The sequence below is a fragment of the Streptomyces sp. NPDC056361 genome, assembly GCF_042262805.1.
Taxonomy (GTDB): Bacteria; Actinomycetota; Actinomycetes; order Streptomycetales; family Streptomycetaceae; genus Streptomyces.
Genome location: NZ_JBHJQI010000043.1, coordinates 38,534 through 59,042 on the forward strand (window position 1 = coordinate 38,534; position 20,509 = coordinate 59,042).

General features: G+C 72.8%; 17 protein-coding genes. 11 read left to right on the forward strand and 6 right to left on the reverse strand.

The annotated features are described in order from the left end of the window. Positions 1-5 precede the first annotated feature (5 nt). From ACFCY7_RS16515 to ACFCY7_RS16540, 6 genes are all read left to right on the forward strand, one after another. Positions 6-1,196: an NAD(P)/FAD-dependent oxidoreductase gene (locus tag ACFCY7_RS16515; RefSeq protein ID WP_376485433.1), complete on the forward strand. Its 1,191-nt coding sequence runs from the start codon at positions 6-8 to the stop codon at positions 1,194-1,196. Position 1,197: 1 nt separating this feature from the next. Continuing rightward, positions 1,198-3,756 carry a nitrite reductase large subunit NirB gene (gene nirB, locus ACFCY7_RS16520; RefSeq protein ID WP_376485435.1) on the forward strand — a complete coding sequence of 853 codons (2,559 nt, stop codon included), beginning with the start codon at positions 1,198-1,200 and terminating at the stop codon, positions 3,754-3,756. Then, entirely contained in the window at positions 3,756-4,127 is a 372-nt protein-coding gene (gene nirD / locus ACFCY7_RS16525; RefSeq protein ID WP_376485437.1) for a nitrite reductase small subunit NirD, read from the forward strand. The genes nirB and nirD overlap by 1 nt, the downstream gene beginning before the upstream one ends. Before the next feature lie 37 nt (positions 4,128-4,164). Continuing rightward, positions 4,165-4,749: a TetR/AcrR family transcriptional regulator gene (locus tag ACFCY7_RS16530; RefSeq protein ID WP_376485440.1), complete on the forward strand. Its 585-nt coding sequence runs from the start codon at positions 4,165-4,167 to the stop codon at positions 4,747-4,749. A gap of 84 nt (positions 4,750-4,833) precedes the next feature. Beyond that, on the forward strand, positions 4,834-6,213 hold the full coding sequence (locus tag ACFCY7_RS16535; RefSeq protein WP_376485443.1) for an MFS transporter: 1,380 nt from the start codon (positions 4,834-4,836) through the stop codon (positions 6,211-6,213). 23 nt (positions 6,214-6,236) lie between these two features. After that, positions 6,237-6,998: an SDR family NAD(P)-dependent oxidoreductase gene (locus ACFCY7_RS16540; protein ID WP_376485445.1), complete on the forward strand. Its 762-nt coding sequence runs from the start codon at positions 6,237-6,239 to the stop codon at positions 6,996-6,998. 54 nt (positions 6,999-7,052) lie between these two features. On the opposite strand, the gene ACFCY7_RS16545 is transcribed toward ACFCY7_RS16540, so the two are convergent. Both ACFCY7_RS16545 and ACFCY7_RS16550 read right to left on the reverse strand, forming a co-directional pair. Then, positions 7,053-7,466, reverse strand: a complete 414-nt coding sequence (locus ACFCY7_RS16545; RefSeq protein ID WP_376485448.1) for a VOC family protein — start codon at positions 7,464-7,466, stop codon at positions 7,053-7,055. A gap of 89 nt (positions 7,467-7,555) precedes the next feature. Next, positions 7,556-8,005: a group III truncated hemoglobin gene (locus ACFCY7_RS16550; RefSeq protein WP_376485449.1), complete on the reverse strand. Its 450-nt coding sequence runs from the start codon at positions 8,003-8,005 to the stop codon at positions 7,556-7,558. 251 nt (positions 8,006-8,256) lie between these two features. Between ACFCY7_RS16550 and ACFCY7_RS16555 the strand changes: the two genes are divergently transcribed. Further along, on the forward strand, positions 8,257-9,414 hold the full coding sequence (locus ACFCY7_RS16555) for an alkaline phosphatase PhoX (protein ID WP_376485451.1): 1,158 nt from the start codon (positions 8,257-8,259) through the stop codon (positions 9,412-9,414). Here the strand turns inward: ACFCY7_RS16555 and ACFCY7_RS16560 are convergent. The 4 genes from ACFCY7_RS16560 to ACFCY7_RS16575 form a co-directional block, all read right to left on the reverse strand. Continuing rightward, a complete protein-coding gene (locus tag ACFCY7_RS16560) occupies positions 9,384-10,418 on the reverse strand; it encodes a helix-turn-helix domain-containing protein (protein ID WP_376485454.1) in 1,035 nt (344 codons plus the stop codon). The two genes, ACFCY7_RS16555 and ACFCY7_RS16560, sit on opposite strands and share 31 nt — an antisense overlap. Before the next feature lie 612 nt (positions 10,419-11,030). Then, entirely contained in the window at positions 11,031-13,742 is a 2,712-nt protein-coding gene (gene ppdK, locus ACFCY7_RS16565) for a pyruvate, phosphate dikinase (RefSeq protein WP_376485456.1), read from the reverse strand. Positions 13,743-14,098: 356 nt separating this feature from the next. Beyond that, positions 14,099-15,235 (reverse strand): tRNA dihydrouridine synthase DusB, encoded by a 1,137-nt coding sequence (dusB, locus tag ACFCY7_RS16570; protein ID WP_376485458.1) that lies wholly within the window; start codon positions 15,233-15,235, stop codon positions 14,099-14,101. 63 nt (positions 15,236-15,298) lie between these two features. Beyond that, positions 15,299-16,261, reverse strand: a complete 963-nt coding sequence (locus tag ACFCY7_RS16575; protein ID WP_376485465.1) for a helix-turn-helix domain-containing protein — start codon at positions 16,259-16,261, stop codon at positions 15,299-15,301. Between the two features lie 113 nt (positions 16,262-16,374). Between ACFCY7_RS16575 and ACFCY7_RS16580 the strand changes: the two genes are divergently transcribed. The 4 genes from ACFCY7_RS16580 (at position 16,375) to ACFCY7_RS16595 (ending at position 20,472) form a co-directional block, all read left to right on the forward strand. Beyond that, entirely contained in the window at positions 16,375-17,919 is a 1,545-nt protein-coding gene (locus tag ACFCY7_RS16580) for an MFS transporter (RefSeq protein ID WP_376485459.1), read from the forward strand. Between the two features lie 70 nt (positions 17,920-17,989). Next, positions 17,990-19,015 (forward strand): aldo/keto reductase, encoded by a 1,026-nt coding sequence (locus ACFCY7_RS16585; RefSeq protein ID WP_376485460.1) that lies wholly within the window; start codon positions 17,990-17,992, stop codon positions 19,013-19,015. A gap of 44 nt (positions 19,016-19,059) precedes the next feature. Next, complete coding sequence (locus tag ACFCY7_RS16590) at positions 19,060-19,650, forward strand: TetR family transcriptional regulator (RefSeq protein ID WP_376485462.1); 591 nt, start codon at positions 19,060-19,062, stop codon at positions 19,648-19,650. 123 nt (positions 19,651-19,773) lie between these two features. After that, on the forward strand, positions 19,774-20,472 hold the full coding sequence (locus tag ACFCY7_RS16595) for a VC0807 family protein (RefSeq protein WP_376485464.1): 699 nt from the start codon (positions 19,774-19,776) through the stop codon (positions 20,470-20,472). Positions 20,473-20,509: the final 37 nt, after the last annotated feature.

Genomic DNA, 20,509 nt, shown 5'->3' on the forward strand with positions numbered 1-20,509 from the left:
CGGGTATGAGTACACGGATCGTGGTGGTCGGGGGCGGAACGGCGGGCGCCCGGCTCGCCCAGCGCCTGCCCGTCACCCTCCTCGGCGAGGAGTCGCACGCACCGTACAACAGGGTGCTGCTCGCCGATGTCCTCGCCGGGCGCTACGCCCCCGAGGTCATCGCCCTGCCCGAGGCCCGCGAGCCGGCCCGGCTCGGGGTGCGGGCGGTGCGGATCGACCGGGCGGCCCGGACGGTGGAGTGCGCGGACGGCTCCCTCGTCGGCTACGACCGGCTGGTCCTCGCCACCGGCTCCAACCCGGTGCTGCCGCCGCTGCGCGGCCTGCGCGGGGCGGCCCTGCCGGAGGGCGTCCACCCGTTCCGCACCCTCGACGACTGCCTGGAGCTGCGCTCCGTGGTCCGGCCGGGCGTGCGGGCGGTCGTCATCGGCGGCGGCCTCCTCGGGGTCTCGGCGGCGCGGGCGCTGGCCGCGCTCGGCGCCGAGGTGGTCCTGACCCAGCAGGGCGAGCGCCTGATGGAGCGCCAGCTCGACGCCCACGCCTCGGCCCTGCTCCGCGAACACGTCGAGTCCCTCGGCGTCGAGGTGCACACCGAGTGCCGCGTGAGCGGCCTGCGGCAGCGCGACGGGGCCGTCACGGCCGTCGAGCTCGCCGACGGCTTCGTCCTCGACGCCCAGGTCGTCGTCCTCGCCTGCGGGGTGCGGCCCCGCGTCGCCCTCGCCCGCGAGGCGGGGCTCGACGTCGCCACCGGCGTGGTCGTCGACGACGAGCTCCGCACCTCCGACCCGTACATCCACGCGATCGGCGACTGCGCGGAGCACGCGGGCCGGAACTACGGCCTCGCCGGCCCGGCGGTCGAACAGGCCGACGTGCTGGCGGACCTGCTCACGGCCGAGCTCCCGGGCGCCCGCTACACCGGCACCCGCGCCCTCACCCGTCTCACCCTCGGCGGTGCGCAGCCGCTCGACCTCGCCGCGTTCGGCGAGGTCACGGCCCGGCCGGGCGACGACGTCGTCCAGCTGACCGACGCCACGCGCAGCGCCTACCGCAAGGTCGTCGTCCGCGGTGACCGGCTCGTCGGGGGCGTCCTCCTCGGCGATCTGGCCGCGGTCGGCTCGCTCGCCCAGGCGTGGGAGGGCGACGAAGCCCTTCCCGACGCCCCCCTGCTCCACCTGCTCACCCACGACGGAGGCTCCTGACATGAGCGCTGACATGACCGCGCACACCCCGACGATCGTCCTGGTCGGCCACGGAATGGTCGGCCAGCGGTTCCTGGAGGCGCTCGCCGACCGTGGCGTCACCGAGCGGGCCCGGATCGTGGTCCTCTGCGAGGAGCCGCGCCCCGCGTACGACCGCGTGCAGCTGACCTCGTACTTCTCGGGCAAGACGCCCGACGACCTGTCGATGGTCGAGGCCGGGTTCATGGAGAAGCACGGCATCGAGCTGTACGTGGGCGACCCGGCCGAGTCGGTGGACCGGGAGGCCCGCACGGTCACCGCCCGGTCCGGGCAGGTCTTCGCGTACGACTCGCTGGTGCTCGCCACCGGCTCGTACCCCTTCGTGCCCCCGGTCCCCGGCAAGGACGCCCGCGGCTGTTTCGTCTACCGCACGATCGAGGACCTGCTCGCGATCGAGGAGTACGCGAAGACGGCGACGACCGGCGCGGTCGTCGGCGGCGGCCTGCTCGGTCTGGAGGCGGCGGGCGCGCTGAAGGGGCTCGGACTCGACACGCACGTCGTGGAGTTCGCGCCGCGGCTGATGCCGGTGCAGGTCGACGAGGGCGGCGGCGCGGCCCTGCTCCGCACCATCGAGAGGATGGGCCTGACCGTCCACACGGGGACGGGCACGCAGGAGGTCGTGACGGCCGACGGCGCCGTGACCGGGATGAAGCTCTCGGACGGCTCCGAACTGGCCACGGACATGGTGGTGTTCTCGGCGGGCGTCCGGCCCCGTGACCAGTTGGCCCGCGACTGCGGCCTCGCGGTCGGCGAGCGCGGCGGCATCGCGGTCGACGAGCTGTGCCGCACGTCCGACCCGGCGGTCTTCGCGATCGGCGAGTGCGCCCTGGCCTCGGACGGTCGGGTGTACGGCCTGGTGGCGCCGGGTTACGAGATGGCGCAGACGGCGGCGTCGACCATCGCCGACGAGACGGTGGACGGCTTCACCGGCGCCGACATGTCGACGAAGCTGAAGCTGCTCGGCGTGGACGTGGCCTCGTTCGGCGACGCGCACGGCACGGCCGAGGGCTGCCTCGACGTCGTCTACTCGGACTCCCGCTCGGGCGTCTACAAGAAGCTGGTGATCTCCGGCGAGGGCGTGCTGCTCGGCGGTGTCCTGGTCGGCGACGCCGAGCAGTACGGGCTGCTGCGGCCGCTCACCGGCACGGTCCCGCCCGTCTCCCCCGAGCAGCTGGTGCTCCCGGCGGGCGCGGGCGCGCCGGTGGCGCTCGGCCCGTCGGCGCTGCCGGACGACGCGGTGATCTGCTCCTGCCACAACGTCACGAAGCACGCGATCGGTCAGTGCTCCTCGCTGCCCGAGGTGAAGAAGTGCACCAAGGCCGGTACGGGTTGCGGCAGTTGCGTGAAGGTGATCGAGAAGCTGCTGCCGGCGGCCGAGGACAAGGGGCTCTGCGGCTGCTTCTCGTACACCCGCAGCGAGCTGTACGAGATCGCCCGGACCCTGCGGGTGACCTCCTTCGCGGCGCTGCTCGACTCGCACGGGCGGGACGAGGCGAAGGGCGGGGAGGGCTGCGAGGTCTGCAAGCCGACCGTCGGCTCGATCCTGGCCTCCCTCGCCCCCGTGCTCGGCATCGGCGGCTACATCCTGGACGGCGAGCAGGCCTCCCTCCAGGACACCAACGACCACTTCCTCGCGAACATGCAGCGCAACGGCTCGTACTCGGTCGTGCCGCGCATCCCCGGCGGTGAGATCACCCCGGAGAAGCTGATCGTGATCGGCGAGGTGGCGCGGGACTTCGGGCTCTACACGAAGATCACCGGCGGTCAGCGGATCGACCTCTTCGGCGCGCGGGTGGACCAGCTCCCGTCGATCTGGACGCGCCTGGTGGACGCGGGCTTCGAGTCGGGGCACGCGTACGGCAAGTCGCTGCGCACGGTGAAGTCCTGCGTCGGGCAGACCTGGTGCCGCTACGGCGTCCAGGACTCGGTGAAGACGGCGATCCAGCTGGAGCTGCGCTACCGGGGCCTGCGGTCCCCGCACAAGCTCAAGTCGGCGGTCTCCGGCTGCGCCCGCGAGTGCGCGGAGGCCCAGTCGAAGGACTTCGGCGTCATCGCGACGGCGAACGGCTGGAACCTGTACGTCGGCGGGAACGGCGGCGCGACCCCGCGCCACGCGGACCTGCTCGCGCAGGACCTGTCGGACGCCGAACTGGTCCGGCTCATCGACCGGTTCCTGATGTTCTACATCCGGACGGCGGACCGCCTTGAGCGGACGTCGACCTGGCTGGAGCGCCTGGAGGGCGGGCTCGACCACCTGAAGGACGTGGTGGTGCACGACTCGCTCGGCCTCTGCGACGAGCTGGAGGCGCTGATGGCGGCGCACGTCGAGGGCTACCAGGACGAGTGGGCGCAGACCCTGGACGACCCGGACCGGCTGCGGCGCTTCGTCTCCTTCGTGAACGCCCCGGACGCTCCGGACCCGTCGGTCCGGTTCGTGCCGGAGCGCGACCAGATCAAGCCGGACCTCACGATCCTGACGCTCGGACCGACGATCACCACGCTGGAAGGGGCTTCCTCCTGATGACGACTCTCACCGAACACTCCGCGGACACCACGGCGATGCTCGAACTCTCCCCCGCTCCCGACGCCTGGATGGCGGTGTGCGAGGAGGCCCGGCTGACCCCGGGCCGGGGCATGGCGGCGCTCCTCCCGGACGGCCGGCAGGCCGCGGTGTTCCGCGACCGGGCGGGGCGGGCGTACGCGATCGACAACCGCGATCCGTTCACGGGGGCGCAGGTGCTGGCCCGGGGGCTCGTGGGCTCGGCGGACGGCCGGCCGTTCGTGGCCTCGCCGCTCCTGAAGCAGCGCTTCGACCTGGAGACGGGCCGCTGCCTGGACGACGACGGGGTCGCGGTGGCGGTCTACCCGGTCCGCTCGATCCGCTCGGTCTAGCTTGACCGGTCGTTCCAGAAAGACGTACGGTCTTCTCGTGGCCAGGACCAAGGAATTCGATCCGGACGCCGCGCTCCAGGCAGCCCTCGAACTGTTCTGGGCGCGCGGCTACGAGGCGACGACGATGTCGGACCTCGTGGAGCACCTCGGGATCGGCCGCGCGAGCATCTACGCGACCTTCGGGAACAAGCACGAGCTGTACCTGAAGACGATGGACCGCTACCTGGAGACACGGGACCCCCGGATCGTCGAGGAGCTGTCCGCGCCGGGTCCGGCCCTGCCGGCCGTGCGCGCGCTCGTCCGCCGCTTCGCCGCCGAGGCGGCGGCCGACGACGAGCGCCTGAACGGCTGTTTCGTCACCAACTCGGCGGCGGAACTGGGGCCGCACGACACGGCCGTCGCCCGCCGGGTCGAGCTCAACTGGGAGCAGATCGAGACGCTCCTGCACGCGGCGCTCACCCGGGCCCGCGCCGGGGGCGAGCTCCCGGCCGACCGCGACCCGCGGGCCCTCGCCCGGATGCTGCTCGTGCTGCTGCAGGGCATCCGGGTGGTCGGCAAGGCGTCGAGCGACCCGGGCCGGGTCAGGGACGCGGCGGAACAGGCACTGGGACTGCTGGACTGAGGAACGGGGCGCCCCGACGGGCGCCCTTTCCTCGGCGCTCATATTGGAACGTACGGTCAAGTTCAACACGGGGGGGGCGCGGGCATGACGACGACGGCAGGGGCACGGGCGGTCCGAGGAGGCACGTCCGACCGGCCCGCCCGCCCCGGATTCCTGCTCCTCGGCGGCGTGCAGACGACGCTCGTCTTCACGCTCGCCTCCCTCGCCGTGCCCCTGCCCCGCATCGGCACCGAGTTCCGGCTCGACCGCGCCGAACTGATCCTGCTGAGCGCCGCGTACGGACTCTCCTTCGCCGGGCTGCTCCTCCTCGGCGGCCGGCTCGCCGACCGCTTCGGCGGACGCCGGACCCTCACCGCCGGACTGCTCCTCTTCGGCGCGGCCTCCGCCGCCGCCCCGCTCGCCCCCGGCTACGGGGCACTGCTCGCCGCCCGGTTCGGCCAGGGCGTCGGCGCGGCGCTGGTCGCCCCGGCCGCGATGGCGGTCCTGCGGGCACTGTTCCCCGAACCGGCCGCGTACGGACGGGCGATGGCCACCTGGGGCGGCCTCTCCGTCCTCGGCGCCACCGCCGGGAACCTCCTCTCCGGGGTGATCGCGGCCGCCGCCTCCTGGCGCGCCGCCTTCGCGGTCCCCGTCGCCGTCGCCCTCGCCGCCCTCCTCCTCGCCCCGCGCGTGCTGCCCGCCACCCCGCCCGGCGCGGGCCGGTCCCTCGACCTGCCCGGCGCGCTGCTCGCCACCGCGGGGATCACGCTCGCCAGTCACGGGCTCGTGCTCACCGACGCCCACCCCTGGGGATCCGCCCCGGTCCTCGTACCGCTGCTCGCCGGGCTCGGGCTGCTCGCCGCCTTCGGGGCCGTCGAGCGGCGGACCGCCGACCCCCTGCTGCCGCCGGACTTCCTGCGCGACGGCCGCCGCGCCCTGGGCCTCGCGGCGATCGGGCTCACGGCGGCCGGGACGGCCACGGTGTTCGTCCTGCTCTCGCTCGCGCTCCAGCAGCAGCGCGGCTGGTCCGCCCTGCTCACCTCCGCCGCCTTCGTGCCCTTCGCGGTCGCGCTGCTCGGCGCAGGCCGGCTCGCGGGCCCGCTGATCGGGCGGTACGGCCCCGGGCTCGTGACCGGTGCGGGACTCGGCACGGCCGGCGCCGGACTCGGGCTGCTCGCCGCGACCGGCTTCGAGACCTCCGTGCCGTACGCGTACGGGCTGCTGCCCGGCCTGCTCCTGCTCCCGGCCGGCGGCGCACTGTCCTTCGCGGGCGCCGCCGTCCTCGCCACCGAGGGGGTTCCGGCGCACCGCGCGGGGCTCGCCGGCGGCGCCCTGAACACGGCGATGGAGCTCGGGCCGACCGTGGTCTTCGCCGTCCTGCTCACCCTCGGCGGCGACGCGGTGTCGCTGGCGGCCGCGGCCGCCCTGTTCGCGGCCCTGGCCGCCCCCACCGCCCTCGCCGCTCGCACGCACCACGCCAAGTAACCGCATCCACAGGGGAGTCACCCATGTCCGCACGCTTCACCGGCCGCACCGCCCTCGTCACCGGCGCCGGTTCCGGACTCGGCCGGGCCATCGCGCTCGCCTTCGCTGCCGAGGGCGCGAAGGTCGTCGTCGCCGGCCGCACGGCCGAGCCCCTCGACGGGACGGTCGCCCTGATCGAGGCCGCCGGCGGCACCGCGGCCGCGGTCACCGCCGACGTGGCGAGCTCCGCGTCGACCCGCGACCTCGTCCGCCGCGCGGTCGAGCTCTTCGGAGGACTGGACGTCGCCGTGAACAACGCGGGCGTCTTCCGGGGCGGCCACAGCGCCGCGGACTTCCCGCTGGAGGACTGGAAGACGCTGCTCGACATCAACGTGACGGGCGTGCTGCACGCCCTCCAGGCCGAGGTGGCCCACATGCGGGCGCACGGCGGCGGGGCGATCGTGAACATCGCGTCCAACCTGGGCCCGCACGTCCGGATCCCCGGCGTCTTCGGCTACCAGGTCTCCAAGGCGGCCGTCTCCGCGATCACCCGGGCCGCCGCCCTGGACCACATCGCCGACGGGGTCCGCATCAACGCGGTCAGCCCCGGCGCCTCGGAGTCCGCGATGTCGCTGCTGCCCGGCGAGTCCGAGGCCGAGCGCGAGGTCCGCATGAAGGAGCAGTCGCCGCTCGGCCGCATCTCGTCCGCCGCCGAGGTGGCGGCGGCGGTGCTCTACCTCGCCTCGGACGACGCGGCCTCCGCCGTCGGCACGGACCTGGTGATCGACGGCGGCGTCTCGGCCTGAGCGCGCCCCGGCCGCCCGGCGCCGGGCGGCCCTGCCGCGTACGACTCCGGGGGCTCAGCCCTGGACGGCCGCCGGGTCCATCCAGAAGACCTCCCAGTGGTGGCCGTCCAGGTCGGTGAAGGAGCGGCCGTACATGTGGCCGAGGTCCATCGGGTCCTTCGCCGGGCCACCGCCCGCGGCAAAAGCAGCGTCGGCCAGCCGGTCGACCTCCGCCCGGCTCCCGGCGCTCAGCGTGACCAGGACCTCGGTGGTCTTGGTCGCGTCGGAGACCTCCTTGCCGGGAGCCATGAAGGACGTGAACTTGGGCTCTTCGAGGAGCATCGCGAAGATCGTGTCGCTGAAGACCACACAGGCGGTGGTCTCGTCGCTGAACTGCGGGTTCGACGAGTAGCCGAGCTTCTCGAAGAAGGCCTTGCTCGCGTCGACGTTCTTGACGGGCAGGTTCACGAAGATCATCTGCGGGGCCATGGTGCTCTCTCTTCCGTCGTGCGGTGCTGTCGAGAGGTAAGACGGGCCCGCTCCTCGAAACTCATCGCTCCCGGGAGAATTCTTTTCGCTCAGGCGACCGACCGCAGTTCGAGGGCCGCCAGCGGCACGAACCCGCCGCCCCCGCCGCCGGTCGCCGCCGCCGGCCCGGCCAGCCGACGCAGCATCGCGACGGCGATCCGCTCCCCCTGGCCCTTCGCCCGCTCGGCCCGCGGCCCCTGGTGCAGTCCGTCCACCGTCGCGTGCCACAACTGCACCCAGCGCCCGAAGTGCGCCGCCGTCAGCGGCCGCGCCGAGTGCAGCGCCGCGTGCGGGGCGAACGCGTCCCGCCCGTACTCCGCGCTCCGCAGCAGCGCCCGCTCCCAGAAGTCGCCGATCCTCGGCAGGTGGACCTCCAGGTCCGTCCCCGCGATCTCGGTGAAGAACGGCCCGATGAGCGGGTCGGCGAAGGCGGCGCCGTAGAAACGGCGCAGCAGCACGTCGATGTCGTGACGGTCGCTGATGTCCCGGGTGGCACGCATGCCCTCCAGTGTCCCCCGCTCCCCACCACTCCCCCAGTGCCGAAGGTCCCGCCCGCCGCCGAAGGGCCCGCTGCCGCCGAGGGGCCGGGCGCCCGCCGCTTCCGCCCGCCGCCGAAGGGCCCGGAACCCGCCGCTTCCGCTTCATCGCGCGTTGCTGCCCCGGCCATGCGGCGCTCCTAGGTTCCTCAAGCGCGCGACCCCGTCGCCGACCGGTAGGCGGGGCGGTTCACCATCCTTCTCGGGAGTGAGACGTGGAGCGACGCAGTTTCCTGCGCGGAGCGGTCATCGGCACGTCGGCGGCGGCCTTCGGCGGCAGCCTGTGGCAGAGCGCGGCGTTCGCCGCACCGGCCCAGCCGGGAGCGGGCCCGTACGGGGCTCTCGGCGCGGCGGACGCGAACGGCATCCAGCTGCCGGCCGGCTTCACCAGCCGGGTGGTCGCGCGGTCCGGCCAGACCGTGACCGGCACCTCGTACGCCTGGCACAACGCCCCCGACGGCGGCGCCTGCTTCGCCGACGGCACCGGGTGGATCTACGTCTCGAACTCGGAGATCAACCCGAGCGGCGGCGCGAGCGCGGTGAGGTTCGACTCCGCCGGCACGATCACCGGCGCGTACCGCATCCTCTCCGGCACCCGGCAGAACTGCGCCGGCGGCAAGACCCCGTGGAACACCTGGCTGTCCTGCGAGGAGGTGTCGCTCGGCTACGTCTACGAGACGAACCCGTGGGGCGGCACCGCGACCCGCCGGGACGCGATGGGCAGGTTCAAGCACGAGGCGGCGGCGGCCGACCCGGTGCGCCAGGTGGTCTACCTGACCGAGGACGAGACGGACGGCTGCTTCTACCGGTTCATCCCCACCACCTGGGGCAACCTGTCCTCCGGCACGCTCCAGGTCTTCAAGGCGGGCACGGCCGCGTCCGGCACCTTCACCTGGCAGAACGTCCCGGACCCGGACGGCTCGCCGACCACCACCCGCAACCAGGTCTCCGGCGCCAAGCGCTTCAACGGCGGCGAGGGCTGCCACTACGCGGACGACACCGTGTGGTTCACCACCAAGGGCGACAACCGCGTCTGGCAGGTGAACCTCGCCGCCGGCACGTACGAGCTGGCCTACGACGACTCGCTGGTGGTCGGCGGCGGCGCCCCGCTGACCGGCGTCGACAACATCACCGGCTCGTCCTCCGGCGACCTGTACGTCGCCGAGGACGGCGGCAACATGGAGATCTGCATCATCACGCCGGACGACGTCGTGGCGCCGTTCCTGCGGATCACCGGCCAGTCCGCGTCCGAGATCACCGGACCGGCCTTCTCCCCCGACGGCACGCGGCTGTACTTCTCCAGCCAGCGCGGCACGAGCGGCAGCTCGTCGGGCGGCATCACCTACGAGGTGACGGGCCCGTTCCGGGCGTAGCCGCCCTGGTGCCAGCGCAGGTCGACCGTCCGCTGGGCGCCGCCGAGGAGGGCGGCGCCCAGCGGCGTCAGGGTGTGCAGGACCGCGTTGCCGTTGCGGAGGGTCGCGATGAGCCCGGCCTCCCGCAGGACGCCCGCGTGCTGGCTCGCCGAGGCGAGGGAGACCCCTGCCCGGCGGGCCAGCTCGCTCGTCGTCCCGCCGTCGCCGATGGCGTGCAGGACCGCCGAGCGGGTCTGGCCGACCAGCTTGGCGAGCGAGGAGCCGCCGGGCGCGCGGACGGTCGGCGCCTCGCCGTGGGTGACGGGGTAGACGAGGACGGGCGGCAGCGCGGGGTCGCGCAGCACGACCGGGGTCCCCCGGCAGAAGTACGAGGGCTGGAGCAGCAGCCCCCGCCCGTCGAGGTGGACGTCCCGGTCGACCGGGTAGTCGGCCTCCAGGACGGGCGCGCGCCAGCGCAGCATCGGCGGCAGCGAGGCGAGGAGTTCGTCCGCCCCGCCGTCGAGCAGCGCCCGGCCGCGCCGGGCCCGGTCGGCCTCGACCTGGGCGCGGATGTGCGGCCAGTAAGGCTCCACGGCGGCGCGGTGGTAGCCGCGCAGCGCGCCGACGAGCCGGTCGAAGGGCTCCGCCCCGCCGTCGGCGAGCGCGCGCAGCGAGTGGGGCACGGTCCGGCCGCCGGAGCGGTCGGCGGCGAGCAGCGAGAGCTCGCCGCGGAGCCGTCCGGTGTCGGTCGCGCGGATCGCCTGGAGGCCTTCGTCGAGGCCGTTGACGCCCTCGGCGGGCGTCAGGAAGTCCGGAAAATAGCCGCGGCTGGGGACCAGCGCGGCGAGGAGCCGGGTCTCACCGCCGAGCCTCATCCGGGTTTCCGAGCGCCATTCCCCGTAGACCACGGGTCCGCGCCGGTCTCTTAAACGGTGAAAGCTGAGAATCGTTTCCCACAGAACATCGGGCCGGGCAGCGGTCCTCACCCCCGCCAAGTCGTTTCCGGTGAAATGAATCCGCAGCATGACGTCCCCACCTGTGCACTCGCAACCACCCCCGACAACGAGTATGCACAGCATCACTACACGTTACCAGGGTGTTTCAGCCACAGTTGAAAGGCATCGCGGCGATCAGGGGGGAACCGAAAAGCTGTACGGGTCGGGCAGGAAACCTTCAGGACCGAGGTGACGTGTCGAAGACCGTGGGGGGCTTTGCGCGTCTGGCGGCGGTCGGCGAGGGTTGCGGCTCACCTGCCCGGCATCGGTAAAGGGCGCGGCCTCCGGGTGGGGATCCGGAGGTCGCGCCCGATCCGTTCTTTGCGGCGCGGAACAGAAAAGTTCAATAGCCAATAATTGGATCGGCCGCAATTGAACAGGAACTCACATCCGATCGACGGCCACGCAAAATGAGCGGGACGAAAGACGACGGGACGGACACCTCCGCACAAAGGTGTCCGCCCCGTCTCTGTGATTCCGGAACCGCCGCCCGCCGGTGAGGGTCGATGAATGACCGGCGGTGGCCCCGGTGGTTCACCGGTTTCCGCTGCTGAACCGGGGTTCAGGAGGGCCCGACCGCCGCTCCTGAACCCCGGTTCAGCAGGACTCGGTGGCCGCTGCTGAACGCCCGTTCAGCACGGCTCAGCGGCTGTCGCTGCCCTTCGCCTCGGCGGCGGCGCGGCCCGCCTCCAGGCGCGCCACCGGGATCCGGAAGGGCGAGCAGGAGACGTAGTCGAGGCCGACCTCGTGGAAGAAGTGCACCGACTCCGGGTCGCCGCCGTGCTCGCCGCAGACACCGAGCTTGATGTCGGGGCGGGTGGCCCGGCCGGCCTGCACGGCGCTGCGCACGAGGGCGCCGACGCCGTCCTTGTCGATGGTCTCGAAGGGGCTGACGCCGAAGATGCCCTTCTCCAGGTACGCGGTGAAGAACGAGGCCTCCACGTCGTCGCGGGAGAAGCCCCAGACCGTCTGGGTCAGGTCGTTGGTGCCGAAGGAGAAGAACTCCGCGGCCTCGGCGATCTGACCGGCGGTCACGGCGGCGCGCGGCAGCTCGATCATGGTGCCGAGCGCGAGCTTGAGCTCGACGCCGGTCTGCGCCCGGACCTCGGCGATGACCTGCTCGGCCTCCTCGCGGACGATCTCCAGCTCCTGGACGGTGCCGACGAGCGGGATCATGATCTCGACGCGCGGGTCGCCCTTGGCGTCGATGCGCTGGGCCGCGGCCTCGGCGATCGCCCGGACCTGCATGGTGAACAGGCCGGGGATGACCAGGCCGAGGCGGACGCCGCGCAGACCCAGCATCGGGTTCTGCTCGTGCAGCCGGTGCACGGCCTGGAGCAGGCGCAGGTCGTTCTCGTGCGGCTCCTTGCGGGACTCGGCGAGGGCGACGCGCACCGAGAGCTCGGTGATGTCGGGCAGGAACTCGTGCAGCGGCGGGTCGAGCAGGCGGACCGTGACGGGCAGCCCGTCCATGGCCTCGAAGAGCTCGATGAAGTCCTGCTTCTGCAGCGGCAGGAGCGCCTTCAGCGACTCCTCGCGCTCGGCGTCCGTGTCGGCCAGGATGAGGCGCTCGACGTACTGGCGGCGCTCGCCGAGGAACATGTGCTCGGTGCGGCACAGGCCGATGCCCTGGGCGCCGAAGCGGCGGGCGCGCAGCGCGTCCTCGGCGTTGTCGGCGTTGGCGCGGACGCGCAGCCGGCGGACGCGGTCCGCGTAGGCCATGATCCGGTGCACGGCGGCGACGAGCTCGTCGGCGTCGTCGGCGCCGGCGTGCATGCGGCCCTCGAAGTACTCGACGACCGGGGACGGTACGACGGGTACCTCACCGATGTAGACCTTGCCGGTGGAGCCGTCGATGGAGACGACGTCGCCCTCCTCGACGACCTGGCCGTCGGCCGTGGTCATCCGGCGGCGCTTGGTGTCGACCTCGAGCTCCTCGGCGCCGCAGACACAGGTCTTGCCCATGCCGCGGGCGACGACGGCGGCGTGCGAGGTCTTGCCGCCGCGGGAGGTGAGGATGCCCTCGGCGGCGATCATGCCGTCCAGGTCGTCCGGGTTGGTCTCGCGGCGGATCAGGATGACCTTCTCGCCGGAGCGGGACCACTTGACCGCGGTGTACGAGTCGAAGACGGCCTTGCCGACGGCCGCGCCCGGGGAGGCGGCGATGCCGCGCCCGATCTGCTCGACCTTGGCGTTCTCGTCGAACTTCGGGAACATCAGCTGGGCGAGCTGGGCGCCGGTGACGCGCTGGAGCGCCTCGGCCTCGTCGATCAGGCCCTGGTCCACGAGCTGGGTCGCGATGCGGAAGGCGGCACCGGCGGTGCGCTTGCCGACGCGGGTCTGGAGCATCCAGAGCTGGCCGCGCTCGATGGTGAACTCGATGTCGCAGAGATCCTTGTAGTGGGTCTCCAGGGTGCTCATGATGTGCATGAGCTGGTCGTACGACTTCTTGTCGATCGACTCGAGGTCGGCCAGCGGCACGGTGTTGCGGATGCCGGCGACGACGTCCTCGCCCTGCGCGTTCTGCAGGTAGTCGCCGTAGACGCCGGCGTGGCCGGAGGCGGGGTCGCGGGTGAAGGCGACGCCGGTGCCGGAGTCGGGGCCGAGGTTGCCGAAGACCATCGAGCAGACGTTGACGGCGGTGCCGAGGTCGCCCGGGATGCGCTCCTGGCGGCGGTACAGCTTGGCGCGGTCCGTGTTCCAGGAGTTGAAGACGGCCTCGATGGCGAGGTCCATCTGCTCGCGGGCGTCCTGGGGGAAGTCGCGGCCGGTCTGGGCCTTCACGATCTTCTTGAAGTGCTTGACGACCTTCTTGAGGTCGGCGGCGTCCAGGTCGGTGTCGCTGGCGACCTTCTTCGCGGCCTTGGCCTCGTCGAGGGCCTCCTCGAAGAGCTCGCCGTCGACGCCGAGGACGGTCTTGCCGAACATCTGGATGAGCCGGCGGTACGAGTCCCACGCGAAGCGCTCGTTGTCGGCCTGGCGGGCGAGGCCGGCCACGGACTCGTCGGAGAGGCCGATGTTGAGGACGGTGTCCATCATGCCCGGCATGGAGAACTTCGCGCCCGAGCGGACGGAGACCAGCAGCGGGTCGTCGGCCTGGCCGAGCTTCTTGCCCATCTGCTGCTCGAGGGCGTCGAGGTGGGCGGTCACCTCGTCGCGGAGCTCGACCGGCTCCGAGCCGCTCTCGAGGTAGACCTTGCACGCCTCGGTGGTGATCGTGAAGCCCGGAGGCACCGGCAGGCCGAGGTTGGTCATCTCGGCGAGGTTGGCGCCCTTGCCACCGAGCAGGTCCTTCAGGTCCCTGTTGCCCTCGGTGAAGTCGTACACGAACTTCTGATCAATGTTTCCCGACACGGGTCTCGACTCCTCGACGACTCGGTTGGCTGCCCTGACGGCGAGGAACATACCCAGATCGAAGGCTTCTGGGGAGGTACGCCTAGCGGACACCCGGTCTTAACCACCCGTCCGCCAGCACTTCGAAAGTTACCGATCAAAACATTCCGCTTTCACCGCCCGAAGGCTGTTCGAGCCAAAGCCCGGGAATCACGCTCACATGAGCGCCCAATCGAGCATTTGCGTTCAAGTCTTGAACGCAAAAGGGGTGGCACCCAGTGCCACCCCTTCAGGCGGTGCAGCCGTCGGTAACATGCTCATGTGAGCGCCACCCCCCTCAGGGGTGGCGAGGATCACTCCCCAAGAAAGGCCGGATCTCAGCCGCCGGACGTGTCCAGCTCGGCGTCCTCGCTCACCCCTGCGCAGTCGTACGGGTCCTTCAGCCAGCCGTCCGGCAGGACAACTCGGTTGTTTCCGGACGTACGGCCCCGAGGGCCGTCCGCACCCACCGGCCACGGCTGGTCCAGGTCGAGCTCGCTCAACTGAGCGCGCAGTTCGTCCAGGGACGAGGTGATGGCGAGCTTCTTGCGCATCTCCGAACCCACCGCGAAGCCCTTCAGGTACCAGGCCACGTGCTTGCGGAAGTCGATGACACCGCGTGCCTCGTCGCCCAGCCACTCGCCGAGCAGCCGCGCGTGCTTCACCATCGCGTCCGCGACGACGCGCAGCCCCGGCTGCGCGTACTCGCCGGTGCCCTCGAAGCCCGCCACGAGGTCCCCGAAGAGCCACGGGCGGCCCAGGCAGCCGCGGCCCACGACGACGCCGTCGCAGCCCGTCTCCCGCATCATCCGCAGGGCGTCGTCCGCCGACCAGATGTCGCCGTTGCCGAGCACCGGGATCTCCGGCACGTGCTCCTTGAGGCGCGCGATGGCGTCCCAGTCCGCCGTGCCGCCGTAGTGCTGGGCCGCCGTCCGCCCGTGCAGGGCGATCGCCGTCACGCCCTCCTCGACCGCGATGCGGCCGGCGTCGAGGTAGGTGATGTGGTCGTCGTCGATGCCCTTGCGCATCTTCATCGTGACCGGCAGGTCGCCCGCGTTGGTCACGGCCTCGTGCAGGATCGCCCGCAGCAGCGGCCGCTTGTAGGGCAGGGCCGAGCCGCCGCCCTTCCGCGTCACCTTGGGGACCGGGCAGCCGAAGTTCAGGTCGATGTGGTCGGCGAGGTCCTCGTCGACGATCATCCGCACGGCCTTGCCGACCGTCACCGGGTCCACCCCGTACAGCTGGATCGAGCGCGGCTTCTCGGTCTCGTCGAACCGGATGAGCTGCATCGTCTTCTCGTTGCGCTCGACCAGGGCGCGCGTCGTGATCATCTCGCTCACGAACAGCCCCTTGCCGCCGCTGAACTCGCGGCAGAGGGTACGGAAAGGGGCGTTGGTGATGCCGGCCATGGGGGCGAGCACCACCGGCGGCTGCACGATGTGCGGCCCGATGGCGAGAGGGGTGAACGCGGTCATGCGCCCCATTGTCGCGCACCCCGCAGGTCTTTAGTTAGCCGTACTATCCGCGCATGGCCGAGGTCACAGCCGCGGGGCCGCGCCGACCGGTGCCGGCTCACCCGCGCGGGCCGCTCCCGCCGGTGCCGGCTCACCCGTGCGGGCCGCTCCCGCCGGCGCCGGACTCGCAGCCGCGGGACGCGCCCGCCCGCGGGTGACCACGTCCAGGAGGCGGGCGATCCCGGCACGGGTCTCGGCGTCCACGGGGACGTACGCGACGAGGTGGGGGCCGGAGTTCGGGCCGAGCCAGAGGTTGGTGTGCTCGAACCTGAGGAGGCCGACGTGGGCGTTGTGGATGACCTTGGTGCGGCCGCCGGGCGCGACCACGTCGTGCCGGGCCCAGATCTCCCGGAACGCGGGCGAGGCCGCTTCGAGCCGCTGGACCAGCTCCTTCCAGGCGGGCTCGGCCAGGTGCTCGGCCATGGAGGCGCGGAACTTCCCGGCCAGGATGGGCAGGAGGTCCGGCAGGTCGGTGGCGGCGGCCCGGAAGTCCTCGTTCGTGAAGGCCAGCCAGAGCGAGTTGCGGTCCTCGCGGGGCAGCGCGTCCAGGTCGCAGAAGAGGTGCCCGAAGGTCCGGTTGTGGGCGAGGAAGTCGAAGCGGCTGTTCTGGACGGCCGCGGGCACGGGCTCCAGCTGGTCCAGGAGCGTCCGCAGCGCGGGCGTGACGGCCGGGGAGGGCGCCCCGGGGTGCGGGTCGGCCTGTCCGGCGAGCGCGAAGAGGTGGCTCCGCTCGGTCGGGTCGAGGAGCAGCGCGCCGGCGAGCGCGTCGAGGACCTGCGGGGAGACCTGGATGTCCCGGGCCTGCTCCAGCCAGGTGTACCAGGTGACGCCGACGGCGGAGAGGTGCGCGACCTCCTCGCGCCGCAGCCCGGGCGTGCGGCGGCGCCTGCCCCGGGGCAGGCCCACCTGCTCGGGGCTGATGCGCTCGCGCCGGCTGCGCAGGAAGGCGGCGAGCTCGTGCCGCCGGGTCTCGGGTGCCGCCGTCATCGCTGTCGTCACGCTCCCAGGGTGCCGGGGCCGTCAGCCCGTTGCCAGGTATTCGTACTACCAGGATAAAGACACTCTGGTACCAGGCTGAGCGGACGCGGATCGTCGGACGCGTGACTTCGACCCCGGCTTCCGGCCGCACTCCCGCCCCGGGCGGCGCCTCCGCCTCCGGCCGCCCCTCCGCCCCCGCTTCCGCCTCGGCCCCTCCCGGCGCCTCCGCCCCCGGTTCCTCCCCCGCCTCCGGCCGTACGACGACCGCCGCGCCCGGCACGGCGGCGGGCGTGCTCGGCACCCTGGGGCTCTTCACCGTCCTCCTCGGCGCCGCGCTGCCGCTGATCGACTTCTTCATCGTCAACGTCGCCCTGCCGTCCATCGACCACGACCTCGCCGCGGGCCCGGTGATGCTGGAGCTGGTCGTGGCCGGGTACGGGCTGCCGTACGCCGTGCTGCTCGTGCTCGGCGGACGGCTCGGCGACCTCTTCGGCCGCCGCAGGCTCTTCCTCGCCGGCATGGCCGCCTTCGGCCTGACCTCGCTCGCCTGCGGGCTCGCCCCGGACGCCTGGAGCCTGGTCGGGGCGCGGGTGGCACAGGGCGCCGCGGCGGCGCTGATGCTGCCGCAGGTGCTCGCGACCATCCACGCGGCGACGGAGGGGCCGCGGCGGGCGAAGGCGCTGAGCCTGTACGGGGCGACCGCCGGCCTGTCGATGGCGGGCGGCCAGATCCTGGGCGGGGTGCTCGTCGCGGCGGACCTCGCGGGCTCGGGCTGGCGCGCGGTGTTCCTGGTGAACGTGCCGATCGCCGCGATCGGCCTGCTGCTGGCCGCGCGGACCGTCCCGGAGACCCGCTCGGAACGGCCGGCGCCGGTGGACGTGGCGGGCACGCTGCTCCTCGCGGCCGCCCTGCTCACCCTGCTCGCGCCGCTGACGGAGGGCAGGGCGGCGGGCTGGCCGCTGTGGACCTGGGTCGCGCTGGGGGCGTTCCCGCCGGTGGCCGCGGGCTTCTGGTGGGTGGAGCGGCGGCTCGACCGCACGGGCGGCACCCCGCTGGTGCCGCCGAGCCTGCTCGGCCTGACGTCACTGCGGCGCGGCCTCGTGCTCGTGCTGCCGCTGTCGGCGGGCTTCAGCGGCTTCATGTTCGTGATCGCGGTCTCGCTCCAGCAGGGTCTGGGTCTCGGCGCGGTGGCCTCGGGCCTCGCCCTGGTCCCGATGGCGGTGGCCTTCTTCGCGGCGTCCCTCGCGGGTCCCCGGCTGATCCGCCGCTGGGGCACGCGGGTGGTCCCGGTGGGCGCCCTGCTCCAGGCCGCCGGTCTCGGGCTGATCGCGCTGGCGGCCGGGCGTTCGTGGCCGGACCTGTCGGTGGCGGGCCTGATCCCCGGCATGGCGGTCGCGGGGGTGGGGCAGGGGCTCCAGCTCCCGGTGCTCTTCCGGGTGGTGCTCTCCGACGTCCCGCCGGAGCGGGCGGGCGTAGGCAGCGGCGTGATGGTGACCACCCAACAGGCGGCGATCACGCTGGGCGTCGCGACGCTCGGCTCCCTCTTCCTGTCGCTCTCCGCCTCGGGGTCGACGGGTACGGCGCTGACGGTGACCCTCCTCATCCAGCTGGCGATGGCGCTCCTGACGGCGGTGCTCGCGCTGCGGCTGCCCCGGTCGGTGAGCTGAGCGCCTCCCCCTCCCCACCTTAGGAATGACAGATATTGAAATCTGTCATCGGTCATGCCATTCTTCTTTCATGACGACGACACAGAACCCCCTCACCACCCGCTCCCTCGGCACCGCGGGCCCGGCCGTCTCCGCCCTGGGCCTCGGCTGCATGGGCATGTCCGCCCTGTACGGCGAGAGCGACCGCGCCGAGTCGATCGCGACGATCCACGCCGCCCTGGACGCCGGCGTGACGCTGCTCGACACGGGCGACTTCTACGGGATGGGCCACAACGAGCTGCTGATCGCCGAGGCCCTGCGCAGCGCGCCCGCCGCCGCCCGCGAGCAGGCGCTGACCAGCGTGAAGTTCGGCGCGCTGCGCACCGTCGAGGGCGGCTTCACCGGGTACGACGGCCGCCCGGCCGCCGTGAAGAACTTCGCGGCGTACTCGCTCCAGCGCCTGGGCACCGACCACATCGACATCTACCGGATCGCCCGCGTCGACCCCGACGTGCCGATCGAGGAGACCGTCGGCGCCATCGCCGAACTGGTCGAGCAGGGCCACGTCCGGCACATCGGCCTCTCCGAGGTCGGCGCGGACACCCTGCGCCGGGCGGCGGCCGTCGCCCCGATCGCCGACCTCCAGATCGAGTACTCGCTGATCTCGCGCTCCATCGAGGAGAAGATCCTCCCCACCGCCCGCGAGCTCGGCATCGGGATCACCGCGTACGGGGTCCTCTCCCGCGGCCTGATCAGCGGCCACTTCACCCGGGACCGCGCGCTCGGCCCCGGCGACTTCCGCGGCATGTCCCCGCGCTTCCAGGGCGACAACCTCGGCCGCAACCTGGACCTGGTGGACCGGCTGCGCGAGGTCGCCGAGGCCAAGGGCGCCACGGTCGCCCAGACCGCCATCGCCTGGGTCCTCGCCCAGGGCGAGGACATCGTCCCCCTCGTCGGCGCCCGCCGCCGCGACCGCCTCGCCGAGGCCCTCGGCGCCCTCGACCTCACCCTCGACACCGCCGACCTGGCCGCCATCGAGGAGGCCGTCCCCGCGGGCGCCGCCGCCGGCGACCGCTACCCCGCGGCCCAGATGGCCCACCTGGACAGCGAGCGCTGACCGGCACCCGCCGGTCCCCCGCAGCTGACGGGTACTGTCACCCCATGGCCGCCACCGAGACCCTGACCGCCGAGCGCATCCTCGAAGCCACCGAGGAGGTGCTGCGACGGTACGGCCCCGCGAAGGCGACGGTGGTGGACGTGGCGCGGGTGCTCGGGGTGAGCCACGGCAGTGTGTACCGGCACTTCCGCACCAAGGCGGCGCTGCGCGAGGCGGTGACGGAGCGGTGGCTGGAGCGGACGATCGTGGCGCTGCGGCCGCACGTCGAGACCGGTGAGCCGGCGGACGAGCGGCTGACCGGGTGGCTCACGGCGCTCTTCGACCTCAAGCGCAAGAAGGCCGGCGGCGACCCGGAGCTGATGGCCACCTTCCAGGTGCTGATCGGCGAGAACAGCGCGGTGGTCGACCGGCACGAGGAGCACCTCGTCGAGCAGATCGCCCGCATCCTGGCGGACGGTCACCGCGAGGGCCGGTTCGCGGCCCCGGAGCGGGACCTCACGACGACGGCCCGCGCGGTCTTCCACGCCACGGACCGCTTCCACAATCCGGCGCACGCGGGCGAGTGGTCGGCCCCGGACGCGGAGGACGCGTTCGCGGCGGTCGTCTCCCTGGTGCAGCGGGCCCTGCGCGCCTGAGGGCCGGGAGGCCCGGGGACCTCGACCTCTTGAAGATCATTTGGCCTGGAGTTTCCCCTTCCCTGTCCGGTGCATGACTAGCGTTCCCCCGCACCGCGACCGCAGAAGCACCCAGGGGGAACCATGTCCACACCCGCCAAGCCGGCCCGCTCGGGCGGAGCGTCCGCGATCGGCTGGGTCCTCACCATCGGCCTCAACGTCGTCGCGCCGATCCTCACGTACAACACCCTGACCGAGGACCACGGCTGGTCCGAGTTCTCCGCGCTGCTCCTGAGCAGCGCCTGGCCGGTCCTGGACACCGCGATCGTGGCCGCCTGGCGCCGCAAGATCGACGAGTTCGCGATGGTCACCCTGGTCTTCCTGGTGATCACGGCCGTGGTCTCGCTGGTCGGCGCGCACACCGCCCGCGCGCTCCTGGTCAAGGACTCGTGCGTGACGGGCCTCTTCGGTCTGCTCTGCCTGGCGACCCTGCTCGCGCCGCGCCCGCTGATGTTCTACTTCGGCCGCAAGTTCGCGACCGACGGCACCCCGGAGAGCACGGCCTGGTGGAACGGCATGTGGCAGTACGAGGGCTTCCGCTCCACCATGCGCACGATGACGCTGGTGTGGGGCGTGGCGTACGTCGCCGAGGCGCTCGTCCGGGTCGCCCTGGCGTACGTCCTGGCGACGAAGACCATGGTCACCCTGAGCCCGGTCATGATCTACGGCGTCCTGGGCGCCCTGGGCGTGTGGACGGCGTGGTTCGGGAAGCGGCGGGCGGCCGAGGGCGCCCGGCGCCAGGCCGAGGCCGAGGCGGCGGCCGCCGCCGGCGCGACCGCCTGACGGCACGGGAGAGCCCCCGGTTCCGAGTGACGGAACC